This is a genomic window from Ruegeria sp. HKCCA6837 (genome assembly GCF_013034475.1).
Taxonomy (GTDB): domain Bacteria; phylum Pseudomonadota; class Alphaproteobacteria; order Rhodobacterales; family Rhodobacteraceae; genus Ruegeria.
In genome coordinates this window covers 30,991-45,491 of the sequence record NZ_WQGD01000017.1, presented here as the reverse complement: position 1 = coordinate 45,491, position 14,501 = coordinate 30,991, and the positions used below count along the sequence as shown (strand labels likewise).

The following is a 14,501-nucleotide window of genomic DNA, read 5'->3' as shown; positions in this document are numbered from 1 at the left end:
CAACGGTCTTGAGCAAACAGAGCAGAGGGGTAAATAGATACGTCTCAGCTTCCAGAGTTGTGTCTCGATACGACTTGCGACTGAGATTTAAGCCAGTTGACGAAAACCTTAGCCTCGGGGCGCTGAAATTCTGCCTGCGTCTGGATGTAATAGACGCCGAAGAGAGGCTCAGAGAACAATTCAATCATCCGACCAGATGATAGATCGTCCTCGAAAAAAGCTCTGGCGGTATACGTGATACCGTCACCCCGGCGAACCGCAGTCATGATCAGGTTCCCCGGCATGTGATTTATGGTCAATGGTTCGGCAGGAACAACCCCGTGATAGATGAACCAGTCAGCCGCCTCGTTGGTGCCCAGTTCCTGCAACCAGGGCAGCTTCGTTAAAGAGGCCGGGTCACGCAGATCTTGGCCTCCCACCAGTGAAGGTGCCCCGATCACGACCATGTCGGAAACAAGGACAGTATCCTCTTCTTTTCTCGGCATGCGTCTGTCGTGATACCGAATGGCGACATCGATGCCACCTGGTCTTATCTGAACCAGTTCCGAAGTTGGGTTCAGCATCAAAGTGATCTCTGGATGTTCACGTTGAAACTCTGCCATTCTCGGCAATAGCCACTCCACCGCGAATGCGGGTGACATGGTCACTTGAACGGGACGCTGCGCTGTGTGTTCTGCCAGTCGCTCGACACCCCTTCCAATGATTTCAAAGCCGATACCCAGTTCACGTGAAAGAATGATGCCTGGCTCGGTCAGCTCAATGCTGCGCCCACGTCTGGCAACGAGAGCTACACCCAAATGCCTTTCCAACGATTTCACCTGCTGGCTGACAGCCGCTTGGGTCACGTTCAAGCGTTCAGCAGCCACGGTGTAACTCCCTGCTTCCGCAACCGCTGAGAAAGCGCGCAAAGCGTTCATTGGGGGAAGGTGCAACCAATCCATACCGTAGTTTTTCTAAAGTTTTGTTAGACTATTTGAGTCGCATGATATCGGGATTCTTGACATTATTCACAGTAAAATCTGTTCTTAAATCATGGGGTATTAGAGCAGATGCCTCATTATCGATGTAAACCTAGCCGCACGTCATGAGAGCTTGATACGATGAAAAAACTTCAAGGTGGATGTTACTGTGGTGCTGTTCGATACCAGTTAGCAACCCCACCAGCTTGGTCGGGTCATTGCCATTGCCGTTCATGCCAAATGGCCCTTGGCGGTGCCTTTGTAACTTGGGCTAAAGTAGCAGCGGAAGACTTCGCAGTTATCAAAGGCGAAATCCAACACATTGAGAAAACTCCGGGTATTCGCCGCGGGTTTTGTCGGGACTGTGGAACGACGTTGACCTATGCCGCCCTAAATGAAGTTGAGGGCCAAGACTGGAGCGCTGATGCGTGGTTTTCTGCTGTGACGTTGGACGACCCATCGATTGCGCAACCCAAGGCCCACATCTTCGTGTCACATCAGCAGCCATGGATAAAACTCGACGACGGGCTGCCGACGTTTCCTGAGTTCTAACCAACTTTCCGAGCGAACGGAGGAGAAAGCGATGAACACTGTTTATTCATATGCCTGCAAGGATTGCGAGGGCATGGAGGCCTGCCCAGGGAAAGTGGTTGCTGCGACCAAGGATGAAGTCTGGAAGCTCATGGAACTTCACGCGGTGGTTGCCCATGGGGAAGACCCCAGCTCGTGGGACGCCGACACTCGAAAATACCTGGAAACACTAATTAAGCCAGCGTGAACGAATAAGCCAAGCTTCCAATTTCTGCAGATAATCGGCCATAATTTTCGGCTTGGTTTGCTTAATCGCAAAGGGCAGCTTTCGTCTGCTTATCGGAAACTGCCAGGCCCAATTGCGAATGTCCGGTTCTGGTTGCGAGCGGCTTACTTGGTTCACCGCAGCGAAAAGGCGACACCGAGCGCGCTCTGACCGATAGTGCACCGCGCGCAAACGTCAGCTCTTCGGAACGTGGCCAAAGCCGCGCCGAAATCAAAGGTGGTTTTATCAAGGCATTGTGCGCTGGAATTTTCAATGACTTTGGTGATCGCTTGTTTAGTGCCAAAAACGATCGTTTTTGCCACACAGGTTTTGGCAAGAGGTTTTTGCCACGCAGCGAATGCGATCAGCTGTAAGCACGACAATCCGGTACACGAATGTCAGAATAAGCAGAACAGCCCAGACCGCGTTCAGCGTTGGCATAAAACCAAGCGGCCCAGAGCAGGAATTTTTGAAGTCTTATCAGGTGCCGCAAGCCACAATCGGGGTATTGGAAGCTATGCAAGAGTAGATCCCTCATCTTTGACTTGGACGAAAATAGATGATCTCTAGAACCCTTGATACTAAAGTCGTGGGGAAACCACTGTGTTCTATGTTCCAGAAACAGCCCAACCCGGCTTGAGCCGAACAGCCCTTGGCGTCTGTGCCTTTTGCGCGATGGTGAACAGAAATCCGGCCTATCGCGATGTCTTTTACGATCCATTTGCAGAGCGGCTTTTTGCCGAGGGGGCAGTCGACGGTCAGCGAATTCTTGACCGGTTGACTGACTGGCCATCCGTGCTCACTTTCGCAGACGAAAATGGTATCGCCCGGCGACTTGTCGCCTCCGTTTTGTGGCGTAAGACGTTTATGCAGAGCCTGGCCGAACAAGCTGTGGCCGACGGTGCGCGACAAATCGTGGTCCTTGGTTCCGGACTTGACACAATTGGGCTGCGCTTGTCCGGCAGCCACAGCCAAGTCCCTGTTTTTGAAGTTGATCGGCCTGAAACGATAGACGCCAAACGCTTGCTGATTTCCCGAAACTTTGGTGTTCCGCCGAGTATCCGCTATACCGCAGTGGATTTTGCACGTGAGACGACATTGAATAAACTTTTGGAACTCGGCTATGACCACAATGCCGGAACCGTATTTATCGCCGAAGTCTCGCTGGAGTATGTCCCGCCTGCTGAGGTCGCTGAAGTCTATCAGATGGTGAAATCCAACCGGTCGCGTGCGACCCGGTTTCTGACAAGTTTTGCGTCTACCGCAAGTGTTTCCCAGTCGATGGGCGAAAGCGACGATATCGGAAATGCTGTTGCGGGTGCGGGAGAACCGTTCCTGTTCAATGTGGCTCCCGACGAGGTATCCGACTTTGCTACTGAGCAGAGCTTTTCCGTGCTTGATCACCTTTATGGCAGCGCGCGTATCGGAGACTACGTGAAAGCGCTGGGGCTCAGCATTGATTCATTGGACTTTCCCATTGAACAGCTCGACGCCTCTTCGTTTTCTCTCTGCCAATTAAAACCCCATTGGGTTCTTTGATACAGCACAGTTTGAAGGTTGTTTCATATAGTTTTAGGACGTGTTTCAATCCCTTTGATATCGCTATTTGATAGGCTCACCAGACGTTCCAAACGATGCGAAGAGCGGCAGCAATGCCCGCATCTCGCAAGTCACCACGCTTGGGCTTAAAGGTCTGCTTTGGGTTTCGGGTGGCCAATTATGACCACCGCGTAGAACGGCAGAACTGAGCTGATCCCGTGGAAAAACAATGTGTTGCTGGTGCCGAGAGCGGCGTTCTGGAGGCGGCACAAACGCCTTTCTGATCAGGCTTTGAGTGTTTGCTGCGGTGCGGGAAAGATCTTGGCCAGTGTGCGAAGGTTTTGGGCTGTGGCGGCGAGCAGAATTTCATCGTTTGCGCCGCATGGGCCGCGTAACCGGGGGCGTCCCGGACCAAGAATGCGCTTTAGGTGGGCGAAGAGCATCTCGAATTTATTTCGAAGCTTCATCGAGATGTCGAATTCGCGGGTCTTGGCGATGTCGCGTGCCAACTTCCGGGCATCTTCTGTTTATTATCGACAGTGGATTTGGATAAGGGGCTGAAAGCAACCTTGCGAGAGGCAAACGCCCACTACGGGGGGTTGGATTGACCCCGCGGGCTGCCGGTTCTCCTTCGGATCGGCTGGCCATATTGCTTTTGAAATGCCCTGCGCAGCCCCGAGCCTGAAGAAAAGCCGCAGCGCAGGGCGATTTCCTCGATGCTCAGCCGGGTGTGTGTGCTCAGATCACGCGCACGTGTCAGGCGCATGGCCTGGTAGTGCTGTCCAGGGGACACTCCGAGTTCTTGGTGGAACAGCCGCGCCAGACTGCGTTCAGACATGTTGGCGCAGGCCGCAAGCTCGGCCAGAGGCAGGGGTTTTTCCAGCGTGTCAGCCATCCTGGCGGACAGCATACGCAGCTTCTCGGAGCCGAAGGCGCGGAGCCCATGCAGCGCGGAGCCGGAAAGTTGCGCAGTTGTGTTGTCCTGCAGGAACATGGCCGCCGCCTCTTGCGCAGCGGCGGCCCCGAAGTGGCCAGTAATAAATTCCAGAATCAGATCAAGCGCGGTTGCCGCACTGCCACAGGTCCAAAACCGCCCATCTTGCACAAACCGGTCAGGTGATACCGCAGTGGCCAGAAAGCTTTCAGAAAACTCGTCAAAGAGCTGCCAGTGAATGGTTGCCCGTCGACCGTTAAGCAACCCCAAGGTTGCCATCAGCCATGCGCCAGTGTCTGCTCCGATCACCACTCCTGACCGCAGCAGAGGGCGCAGCTGCCGTGAGAGTTGTTTTTCTGCGGCCTCTTTGCGGAAGTCATCCCCGCCTACGATTAGCGTCAGGTTGGCCGCTTCCATGTGTTTAAGGTAGTCGTCTGGCGCAACCCGAATGCCGCTTGAGCTGGTCACAGGCGCGTCATTCACCGTCAGAATTGTCCACCGGATGTCTGACCCACCGCTGTCGCGCACAACACGCAGAGGTTCCAGCAGGCAGGCAAGGACGATGTTGGAGAACCGCTCCGACAAAAGAACTGTGATGGTGAGTGGAGCCATCTTGGCAGAATCCGCGCGTTTTTTGGCAATATTGGTTCGGCGGCTTCGGAAACGCAATCGTAACGTCAGTTCAGTGCTCGAAGCCCGACAAGGAGATAGGTTGATATGACGACACGGCCCCTTGACCACATCCGTGTGCTTGATTTTGGCCAATATCTGGCTGGTCCCTTGGTCGGCATGATGTTGGCCGATATGGGGGCTAACGTGATCCGCATCGACCCGCCCGGTGGGCCGCGGCTGAAGGACCCCGCCACCGACATGCTGTCGCGGGGGAAAACTGCGGTGACTTTGGATCTGAAAACCGAGGCGGGCCTGAGGACGGCACGCGAACTGGTCGCGCGCGCTGATGTGGTGATCGAAAACTTCCGACCCGGTGTGATGGAGCGGTTGGGTCTGGGGCCTGAGGCACTGCGCGAAATCAACCCGCGCATCGTGTCGCTGTCCTTGCCAGGCTTCGCCTCGACAGACCCGGCTCTGGCAGATCTGCCAGCCTGGGAGGCCGTAATCGCTGCGCGTACTGGGCAGTTCACCGATATGGGCCTGAACCGGCGATTGATGGGGATCAACCCGTCCTTTACTCCGCTGACGCTTGCTTCGGCTTATGGGGCGGCATTCGGCGCAATGGCGGTTCAATTTGCGCTGCTTGCCCGGAACCGCAATGGAGGAGAGCACATTGAGGTTCCGCTGGCCTCTTCGCTGCTGGAGGGGTTGGTCTATAACTGTGAACAGATCGAGGATTACCCCGAACGTTACAAATCCCCGCGTGAAGTAGAGCTTTACCGGCGTGCGGCCGAAGGTCTGCCCATGGACCTCAGCTTTGGTGAGTTGGAAGAGTTCCTGGATCCGTTCTACCGCACTTATACCTGCGCGGACGGGCGTGGGTTCTATGTCGTGGCGGGCAGCGTCAAAACACATCCACGTCGTGTGTTGGAGACGCTGGGCCTGAAAGAACTGGCGGATGAGTTGCCTGATTTCGATGCTTATCTGGATACGGCGGACTGGCCGGATGACTGGTCCCTGCGCAACTACCCCGTTGGCGACCGGGACCGGGCGCGCGTGTCAGCAGCCATGATGGCTGCGTTTCTGACCAAGCCCTCGCAAGAATGGGAGGTCCTGTTTGGCGCGGCCAAGGCGCCAGCCACGGCGCAACGATTTACCAGGGAATGGCTGGCGGATCCTCATGCGCTGGCCTCAGGTTTGGTGCTGGAGGTCGACGACCCGCGCCATGGTGCCATGCGGCAGTTGGGGAACGTAGCGTGGTTGGCCGGAGATGAGGGTGCCTTGGTCAAACGTCCGGGGCCGGATTCAGATAGCGCCCCTTTGACCGACATCCTGGCTGAGGCTCCCCGGACGGGAAAAACCGGCGACAGCGCGGGAGGCTGGCTCGACGGGTTGAAGGTGCTGGACCTGACCAACGTAATCGCCGGTCCGACCATCGGATCGACCCTGGCCCGCTTCGGAGCGCAAGTGACGTCCGTGCAGCCGGTGGAACCTTCGGTTGATCCCTGGAACACTGTCGTTTTCGGTTTGCATGCGCATCGCGGCAAGGAAAGTGTCCTGTTGAACCTGCGCTCAGAGGATGGGCAGGTGGCCTTGCGCAAACTGATCAAGAGATCAGACGTGATCACCATGAACGGCACTGACGAACAGCGCGATGCCTTGGGCTTGGGTGAAACGCAGCTTGCAGCCATCAACCCGCGCCTGATCCTGGTACAGCTTGACGCCTTTGGCGGTCCCGCACGCGGTCCGAAATCTGATCACCTGGGTTACGATGACCTGGCACAGGCCGCGACCGGGGTCATGGTGCGTTTTGGCGGTGGTATGCAAACGCCTGAAGAACACGCGCACTTCGGGACCATCGACGTATTGACCGGGTTCTGTGCCTGCGTAGCTCTGGGGGCGGCACTTCTGCGGCTTGAAAAGACCGGCAAAGGCGGCATTGCCCGTGCTGCGCTGGCCGGTGCGGGAAATCTAATACAGGCGCAATTGATGTACGATTTTGACGGCCGTGCCCCTTTTGATGAACCTTCAGGACGCGAGGCCTTGGGCTGGGGTCCGTTTTATCACTGCTACCGGGCTGCAGATGATTGGATGTTTTTTGCGGCCCCCACCGAGGAACGACGCGCGCTGATGCGCGTGCCGGAACTGGCTGACCTGGCCAAGATACCTGAAGAAGAAATGGTTGCAGCACTTTCAGACCGGTTCGCAATTCACGACGCGGCTCACTGGGCGCAGGCTTTTGCCGGAAGTTCTGCCACAGCAATGCCGTTGGGATCGCTGCATGAAACCCGCGATGCGGTTTTGCAGCCTGAGAGTGAGGGGCAAATCGACCTGGCGGGGAATACCTTTAGCGTGATCCGACACGACCAACATCCGATGGGCCGCTGGTGTGATCTGGTGGCGCCAAATGCGGTTCGTCCTGCGCGCGCGGCGATCGCGATCCCTGGGCCAATGCCCAAATACGGATCCGACACACGTCGGATTCTGAACGAAATCGGCTTCTCTGGCGACCAGATCAAGGCAATGATCACTGCTGGAACGGCAAGCGAAAGCTGGTCCGAAAAATATCTGCCGGAATAGGATGGTGAGATGACACGCTCGGAAAGGCCAGGCCCTGCCACGACGCCCCGCACGCGGGCCAAGGCGCGGCATATCCTGGACAACTACTATATCGGTCCGGCGCGCGATGACGCAGTGCTTGAGATCTGGGGGTATACCGACCGGATGACCTATGCCCCAGGTGACACAGTGACGTTGCGGGTGTCGACCACCGCGGCGCAGTGGAACGTGGAGATGGGACGCGACGGACTGCGTTATGAACCGCTGCTGTCCGAAACCGGGCTAACTGGCGTGCATCAGGACACGCCCGTCGAGTGTTCCGTCAGCGGTTGCGGGTGGGAAGGTTCCTATGACTTCACCATTCCGGAAGGCTGGCGCGAGGGCGGCTATCTGGTCACACTCAGCGCAGAACGCGATGGAGACCGGGTTGAAGAACATCACCTGTTCCTGCTGCGCCGCGCGGCCGAAAGACCCCCGGCGCCGTACCTGCTGGTCTGCGCAACAGGCACTTGGCTGGCCTATAACTGCTGGGGTGGCTCGAACCATTACGAAGGAATCAACGGGCCCGAAGGCAATGAATTCTCACCGGTCGTTTCCACCCAGCGCCCGTGGACGCGGGGGTTCTGCAAACTGCCCGAAGGCGCCCCCCGCGCGGTGCCCGAGGCTCCGCATGTGCCCGGCGGCATGGTGCGATATCCCTACATGGAATGGGCCTATGCCTATGGCTATTCCAAGAAATACGCTTCCGCCGGCTGGGCCAGTTACGAACGCCATTTCGCGCGCTGGGCCGAGGCGCAGGGTTTCGAACTGGACTATGCGGCCCAACATGACCTCGACGCTGATCCAGAGCTACTCAGCCGCTACAAATGCGTGATTTTCGTGGGTCACGACGAATACTGGTCCGCCAATATGCGTCATGCGGTCGACGCCTATGTTGATGCAGGCGGACGGGTCGCGCGGTTTGGTGGCAACTTCCTGTGGCAAACCCGGATCGAGGACGAAGGCCGCACCCAGATTTGCTACAAATACAACGCCGAACGCGATCCTCTGATCGGAACCGATCAGGCGCATCTGGTCACAACGGCGTGGGAGGTGGACCCGGTGAACTGGCCAGGAGCCCAGACTTTCGGCGCAAACGGGCTGAAAGGCGTCTATGCCGGCCTGGGCCGCTGCGTCGGCCAGGGCAGTGGTGGTTTCACGGTCTACCAGCCCGAACATTGGGCGTTCCAGGACACGCAGTTGGGTTATGGCGATCAGCTGGGCGCGGCCTCTCGCATCTTTGGCTACGAAGTCGACGGGGTGGACTACCGGATGGAGGACGGCTTGCCCTTTCCCACCGGCAGCGACGGGGCGGACCTGGCAATCCAGATACTGGCCCTTGGGCTCGCCACCAATGTGGAACCCGCGCATGGGGTGTGGGGCGAAACAGTCTATATCGGCGACGACGACGCGCAGTTCAAAGCGCAGACCCTTTTTGGCGAGATCACACAGGACTCGTTGGACCGTAGCACCCGCGGTAACGGCGTGATCCTGCATTGGGCGCGCGGCGAGGGAGAGATTTTCAACGCCGCCACCTGTGAATGGGTCATGGGCCTCACCCGGCGGGACTGGCAGGTCGAACAGATCACCCGGAACGTGTTGGAGCGGTTCAGGTCCTGAGCCTAAGGCCGAACCATCAACTCTTCCGCCTGACCCGCAACCCAATCGACGAAGGCCTTGGCCTGCAGTCTGGCGCCAGAATTCACCTGCAGAAATAGCCCCGGTTCGAACTGATCGATTGCGCTCCGACGCCGTCAAGCCGCCACTGATCAAGGAACTTGTCAATAAAGGGAAAAAGCCGATGGCGATGCCCCGTCTGTAACCCGCCGCCTCCAGAACCATATGGGGTTTGTGAGCACTTCGCCGTGCTCGGTAAAGTCGGTCGAAGCGCCGACCGCGTTCAGCCAGTGACGCCAGGTCGAGCGGTCGCGTTAATGGATGTGCGGAAGCGCCTCTTTCCAGAACGCCTCGCCGATCTGGGCGCCAAGCGCAGCGACCGGATTGGCCTTGGTGTCAAACAGCGGCTTGGCGTCTTCCAGCGCGGTTATCCGATGGCTGACCGCCGATGTCGTCGCGTTCAGCCCCTGGGTAGCGCGCAAAAAGCTCAGGCTTTCAGCGGCGTCGTGGAAATAGACCAGCGCGCCCAGATAAGAGAGGCCTTTTAGATCGGGTAGCACGTGCGCTCTATAGATGAGTTTGGCTCAACCACCTGTGTTGAATTGGAATTTGTCAAACAAATTCTAACGGGACCTTGTGGTGGGCAGGAAACCCACAGGGAACAGAGCCACATGCCGCGGCTTGCGGCACAGAATCCGGGGTGGGGTCATTTCTGTTCTCTTGGCGAGGCATTGCCCCCGTCCCCACTTGGCTGATGTCAGAGCGCGTTTGAAATGGGATAGAGTCAAAATCGCGACTCCAGAGGTCAGCGACAAAAACTCTTGCGAAAACAACACCTACAAAAGAAACAACCAAAGGCTTCAAAGAACAAACTTGCAATCGCGTGCCCCGTCGTAGTCACCTAGGGCATGGGTTTTGGAGGATGTCGATGGCGCCGTGGAAATTCGTGGTTTATCTATTCTGCACGGTTGCACTGGTCGCTTGTGCCCCCAAAACACGTACATATGAAAAGACAGTGACGGCTTCGCTGCCAGCGAGTGCAAATACAACTTTGGGACAGGCAGCCAACCGGCTTGGCGACCCCAAAGACGGTCGGTCGGGTGTCAAGCTAATCAGTGATGGGGAAGAAGCGCTTGTCTCTCGGCTGTTGATGGCCGCTGCAGCCGAGCGAACAATTGACGCACAATATTACCTTCTGCACGACGACCCCACGGGCCATCTATTCGCAGCCAGTCTATTGCAGGCAGCAGATCGGGGTGTTCGTGTCCGGCTTCTGCTGGATGACATGGATACGTCCAGCTATGACGCGATGACCGCCGCTTTGGACAACCACAAGAACATAGAGATCAGGCTGTTCAACCCGTTTTGGAGGGATCAAAGCCTGCTGATTGCAGGGCTGACAGATTTCAAACGCATCAATCGCAGAATGCACAACAAGTCCATGACAGCTGACAACGTGTTTACAATAGTGGGTGGAAGAAACATCGGTGCCGAGTATTTTCTGGCACGGAAGGAAATGAACTACGCAGATTTGGACGTACTGGCAGCAGGTCCTGTTGTAAGTGAGGTATCCCGTAGTTTCGATGCGTATTGGAACAGCGAGTTCGCCGTTCCTGCGCATGTGGTCGTTGGTGAACCTGAAGAATTTGATCTTGGCGATGCGCGCCGCATGTTGAATGAACTGGTCGAGAAAGCGAAGCAAACGCAGTACGGCGCGGCCCTCAGAAAGTCAGCAAAAGAGAATTTTGCGGACGGAGCCCTATCATTGGATTGGTTGCCCGCAAAACTGTATGCTGATCCGCCTTCAAAAGCCGCAGGTCTCGAGAACTCAGATCCAATTCTTGCGTCTCAACTGCTTCCGTATTTCGAGAATGCCAGCAGTGAGGTGAATATCGTGTCCGCGTATTTCGTGCCGCGCAACAACGGTGTGAAATGGCTGACCGAACTAGAAAGCCGCGGTGTCGACGTAAAGGTCGTAACCAATTCCCTGGCATCTAACGATGTCGCACCCGTTTATGCGCACTATGCCAAAAAACGCCGAGCACTATTACGCGGTGGAGTAGAACTCTACGAGCTACGGCCTGACGCCTATCAGGTTCAACGCCGCGGTATCAACTGGGCTGAGTCCAGGTCAGGCTTACATTCCAAGGCATTCGCAGTTGATGACCGTTACTTGTTTGTGGGATCGTTCAACTGGGATCCGCGTTCTGTCAACATAAACACGGAAATGGGAATTCTGATAGATTCGCCAACCTTGACCACGCAAACCATGGGTGTTTTGGACGAGGCGCTACCCGCATACACTTATAACGTGACGCTAGAGCAAGCTGGTCAACTAAAATGGACGACAAGAGGAGAGGATGGCAACGTTCTCGAATATCGATCAGAGCCGACGGGGTCGGCCTGGGATCATATAGTCGCCGGATTTCTAAGTATTTTACCAATCGGGTCTCAGCTTTAGGTTTTTCAATAGATACTCTGACGGCTTGCCGACGTAATTGGGGAAGCGGCTGCACTTGAAAAGGTTTTACCGTGAAGGATTTCAACCACTATGCGGGTGAAGCTGGCGAGAGCCATCGGCAAGATGTCGAAGCCAAAAACGAAAGGTGGCGCTTTGCTCTATCCGCTCAGGCAATCGAATTTTCAGAACCTGCATCCTACAAGAACGCGATGTTCTTGAGAATAAAGTCTGCATGGAATGAACCATTCCGCGCAATGCCAGCCCCAAAAAGACGGCCGAGTCTTACAGTGCCGATCCGCGTGAGCGCGAATGAAAGCGTGCCCCGTGACATCATAACAGGCGACGTTTGATGGACATTGTTCTTGTAACAACAGTGGTTGCTTCGCTTTTCGTGGTTATCGGTCTTGCCGAGCCAGTTGCGGCACGCTTTCAAATTCCATACAGCGTCGTTCTTGCGGTTCTTGGCATCATAATTGGTGTTGCCGCGACCTTTTTCCTTAAGACTGATCTGACGGAAGTGATGAACCCGGTGGCGGAAGCAATCCTCGGGTTCCCAATCCGCGCGAATGTGTTTCTTTACATTTTTTTGCCCACGCTACTCTTTCAGGCGACGTTGGGTATGAACTTGCGACGTATGCTGGACGACTGGGTGCCGATACTCGTTCTGGCTATTGTCGCGGTATTTGTGGCGACATTCACCGTTGGGTTTGCTCTTGCGGCAGTTAGTTCCCTTCCTACCGTTGCTTGCCTGCTGCTGGGCGCCATCATTTCAACGACGGACCCATCGGCGGTTGTTAGCATCTTTCGCTCGATTGCCGCCCCGCAAAGACTGGCGCGAATAATCGAAGGCGAGAGCCTTTTGAACGATGCAGCCGCAATCGCCCTATTTGGACTGTTCATAGGATTCGTCATGGTCGGCGCGCCCGACCCGCGACCGCAAGATGCTTTGGTTCAGTTTCCACTACTTTTGGTTGGGGGGGCTGTGACAGGATGGGTTCTCGCGCGTTCCAGCTTATGGTTGATGAACTTGATTGAAGGTTTCGAGCTCGCTCAAATCTCGATCTCCATTGCCTTACCTTATCTGGCATATGTCATTGCCGAGCAGAGTGTCGGCGCGTCGGGTGTAATAGCGGTTGTTGTGTCTGGGATCACATTGAACCTATCTGCGCCCGGCCGCCTGACCCCCCAAGCTTGGGCAAGCCTCACAGATGTATGGGACGTTCTTGCGCATTGGGCCGGAGCTTTGATCTTCATTTTGGCGGCGCTTTTAATCCCCAAACTGTTAAGCGGTGTTCAGTGGACGGACTTTGTGCTGATCTTGGTTGTGATTGTTGCCGCAGTTGCCGCGCGGGTCTTCATTCTGTTTGGTTTTCTGCCATTTTTGTCACTCGTACGTGTTTCACCACTTGTGGAACGTCCGTTTCGTTACGCAATACTCTGGGGCGGTATGCGAGGTGCGGTGACGCTGGCATTGGCGCTTGCTGTCACCGAGAACAATCAAGTCGCCGCCGAGACGCAACGCGCCGTTGGTATCCTCGCGACGGGTTTCACCCTATTTACCCTGATCGTTCAAGGGCCGACTCTCAGGCCCTTCATACGTCGCCTTGGGCTCGATAAGCTTTCATCAGTAGACGAAGCCTTGTCCCGCCAGGTTGTTGCTGTGTCGCTCCAGACAGTTCGGGAAGATGTGGAAAAAACAACTGCGAGCTACGAACTGAACCCGGAAATCATCAGGGCTGAAGCTGTTCAGTTCGGGCAAAGACTGGAAACAGAGGTTCGCTCGGCCGAAGAGCGCAAAGACATTCTTGACCGGGACCGCGTAACCCTGGGCCTCCTTGCCCTGGCAGGAGCGGAACGAAATTTTGTTCTTAGCCACATGCGCGACAGATCACTTTCTATTCGACTGGCCGAAAAGGCGCTTCTGGATATTGACCGGCTTATTGAAGCAACACGCTTGCAGGGCCGCACGGGATACTTGCGAGCGGCACGTCGCACTGTGGACTACGGACGTTTGTTTCGCATTGCCGCTTTTTTAAACAACAAGCTCCGGCTGCAAACACCACTTGCCCGTGTGACCGCGCACCGTTTTGAGGTCTTGCTTGCACAACGCCTCGTTCTGCGGGACGTTTATCGGTTTTTAGAACGACGCATTCGCCGAATACATGGGCGAAGGGTGACGGACATTCTAAGGGAGCTTGTTGATCGGCGCGCAGAATATGTCGATACAGCTCTTGACGGCCTTCAGCTTCAGTACCCGGGTTTTGCAGAAGAAGTTCAGCGTCGTTTCATTCGCCGAATTGCTCTGCGGCTGGAAGAACGAGAGTACACCGAAATGTTCGATGAAGGGCTCATAGGTGCAGAACTCTATTCCGTACTCTTGAATGATGTTTCCGCGAAACGTGCAAAGGAAGAAGAACGCCCAAGGATCGACATTGCACCGCGGGCCACCGAGCTTGTAAAACAATTGCCCGTATTCTCAGACGTGGATCCCGCGAGGCTTAGAAAGCTCGTCCGCGCTTTGAAGACGCGCTATGTTGAGGCAGGCGAAGTTGTCATCCAAAAAAACGCTCCGGCGCGAAGCGTGTACTTCATTGCGTCAGGAGCAGTTGAATTGGAGATGGGCGGCCAGAGTTGGCGGTTGGGTAGGGGTGAAATTTTTGGGCAAGCTGAATTATTGCTCCGCCAAAAACGCCGCGCCTCCGTCCAAGCGATTGTACCCACGACCTTATTGGTTTTGGATGAAGAAAAATTCCGGAGGCTTGTTAAGCGCAGTAAGGCGTTGCGCGAAGCCGTACTTTCGAGCGCCGCAAACCAAGGTGTCGAACTGGAAAAGCTTCTTGAGCCGAAGTAACGCCCAAGTTTTCGAATTGCACGAAGTCCTAGCTGATGACGCTTGGACAGGTCTCGATAGTTACCTGTCTGCTAAACCCGTGCCGGTGTGCTCATGGCGTTGCTTCATAAATTTTGAGTTCATTGAATAACGGA

The 14,501-nt window shown here is 55.8% G+C and carries 10 protein-coding genes and 1 pseudogene; 7 read left to right on the top strand and 4 right to left on the bottom strand.

Features of this window, described 5'->3' with window-relative positions; translation table 11 throughout:
* Positions 1–44: 44 nt before the first annotated feature.
* Entirely contained in the window at positions 45–917 is an 873-nt protein-coding gene (locus tag GOV91_RS18850) for a LysR family transcriptional regulator (protein WP_254440715.1), read from the bottom strand.
* A gap of 183 nt (positions 918–1,100) precedes the next feature.
* Here GOV91_RS18850 and GOV91_RS18845 point away from each other — a divergent pair, with 183 nt between their 5' ends.
* The 3 genes from GOV91_RS18845 (at position 1,101) to GOV91_RS18835 (ending at position 3,294) form a co-directional block, all read left to right on the top strand.
* A complete protein-coding gene (locus GOV91_RS18845) occupies positions 1,101–1,511 on the top strand; it encodes a GFA family protein (RefSeq protein ID WP_171236556.1) in 411 nt (136 codons plus the stop codon).
* Positions 1,512–1,542: 31 nt separating this feature from the next.
* Entirely contained in the window at positions 1,543–1,737 is a 195-nt protein-coding gene (locus GOV91_RS18840) for a DUF1059 domain-containing protein (protein ID WP_171236555.1), read from the top strand.
* Positions 1,738–2,358: 621 nt separating this feature from the next.
* The gene (locus GOV91_RS18835; protein WP_171236554.1) at positions 2,359–3,294 is read left to right on the top strand and encodes an SAM-dependent methyltransferase; all 936 of its coding nucleotides are present in this window, start codon (positions 2,359–2,361) and stop codon (positions 3,292–3,294) included.
* Positions 3,295–3,578: 284 nt separating this feature from the next.
* Here the strand turns inward: GOV91_RS18835 and GOV91_RS18830 are convergent.
* Together GOV91_RS18830 and GOV91_RS18825 are read right to left on the bottom strand one after the other, a co-directional pair.
* A pseudogene (locus tag GOV91_RS18830) lies at positions 3,579–3,818 on the bottom strand (IS5/IS1182 family transposase); the annotation flags it as partial.
* 65 nt (positions 3,819–3,883) lie between these two features.
* The gene (locus tag GOV91_RS18825) at positions 3,884–4,840 is read right to left on the bottom strand and encodes a GlxA family transcriptional regulator (RefSeq protein ID WP_171236553.1); all 957 of its coding nucleotides are present in this window, start codon (positions 4,838–4,840) and stop codon (positions 3,884–3,886) included.
* A gap of 105 nt (positions 4,841–4,945) precedes the next feature.
* Between GOV91_RS18825 and GOV91_RS18820 the strand changes: the two genes are divergently transcribed.
* Complete coding sequence (locus GOV91_RS18820) at positions 4,946–7,420, top strand: CoA transferase (protein WP_171236552.1); 2,475 nt, start codon at positions 4,946–4,948, stop codon at positions 7,418–7,420.
* A gap of 9 nt (positions 7,421–7,429) precedes the next feature.
* Positions 7,430–9,058 carry a N,N-dimethylformamidase beta subunit family domain-containing protein gene (locus tag GOV91_RS18815; protein WP_171236551.1) on the top strand — a complete coding sequence of 543 codons (1,629 nt, stop codon included), beginning with the start codon at positions 7,430–7,432 and terminating at the stop codon, positions 9,056–9,058.
* A 311-nt stretch (positions 9,059–9,369) separates the two neighbouring features.
* On the opposite strand, the gene GOV91_RS18810 is transcribed toward GOV91_RS18815, so the two are convergent.
* The gene (locus tag GOV91_RS18810; RefSeq protein ID WP_217352042.1) at positions 9,370–9,615 is read right to left on the bottom strand and encodes a LysR family transcriptional regulator; all 246 of its coding nucleotides are present in this window, start codon (positions 9,613–9,615) and stop codon (positions 9,370–9,372) included.
* A 368-nt stretch (positions 9,616–9,983) separates the two neighbouring features.
* On the opposite strand from GOV91_RS18810, the gene GOV91_RS18805 reads away from it, so the two are divergent.
* Both GOV91_RS18805 and GOV91_RS18800 read left to right on the top strand, forming a co-directional pair.
* A complete protein-coding gene (locus tag GOV91_RS18805) occupies positions 9,984–11,516 on the top strand; it encodes a phospholipase D family protein (protein WP_171236550.1) in 1,533 nt (510 codons plus the stop codon).
* Between the two features lie 349 nt (positions 11,517–11,865).
* Entirely contained in the window at positions 11,866–14,367 is a 2,502-nt protein-coding gene (locus tag GOV91_RS18800) for a cation:proton antiporter (RefSeq protein ID WP_171236549.1), read from the top strand.
* Positions 14,368–14,501: the final 134 nt, after the last annotated feature.

What these genes read in the sequence shown, in the direction of transcription:
- GOV91_RS18850 (WP_254440715.1), bottom strand. Translation starts at nt 917, where the DNA reads ATGAACGCTTTGCGCGCTTTCTCAGCGGTTGCGGAAGCAGGGAGTTAC.
- GOV91_RS18845 (WP_171236556.1), top strand. Translation starts at nt 1,101, where the DNA reads ATGAAAAAACTTCAAGGTGGATGTTACTGTGGTGCTGTTCGATACCAG.
- GOV91_RS18840 (WP_171236555.1), top strand. Translation starts at nt 1,543, where the DNA reads ATGAACACTGTTTATTCATATGCCTGCAAGGATTGCGAGGGCATGGAG.
- GOV91_RS18825 (WP_171236553.1), bottom strand. Translation starts at nt 4,840, where the DNA reads ATGGCTCCACTCACCATCACAGTTCTTTTGTCGGAGCGGTTCTCCAAC.
- GOV91_RS18820 (WP_171236552.1), top strand. Translation starts at nt 4,946, where the DNA reads ATGACGACACGGCCCCTTGACCACATCCGTGTGCTTGATTTTGGCCAA.
- GOV91_RS18815 (WP_171236551.1), top strand. Translation starts at nt 7,430, where the DNA reads ATGACACGCTCGGAAAGGCCAGGCCCTGCCACGACGCCCCGCACGCGG.
- GOV91_RS18805 (WP_171236550.1), top strand. Translation starts at nt 9,984, where the DNA reads ATGGCGCCGTGGAAATTCGTGGTTTATCTATTCTGCACGGTTGCACTG.
- GOV91_RS18800 (WP_171236549.1), top strand. Translation starts at nt 11,866, where the DNA reads ATGGACATTGTTCTTGTAACAACAGTGGTTGCTTCGCTTTTCGTGGTT.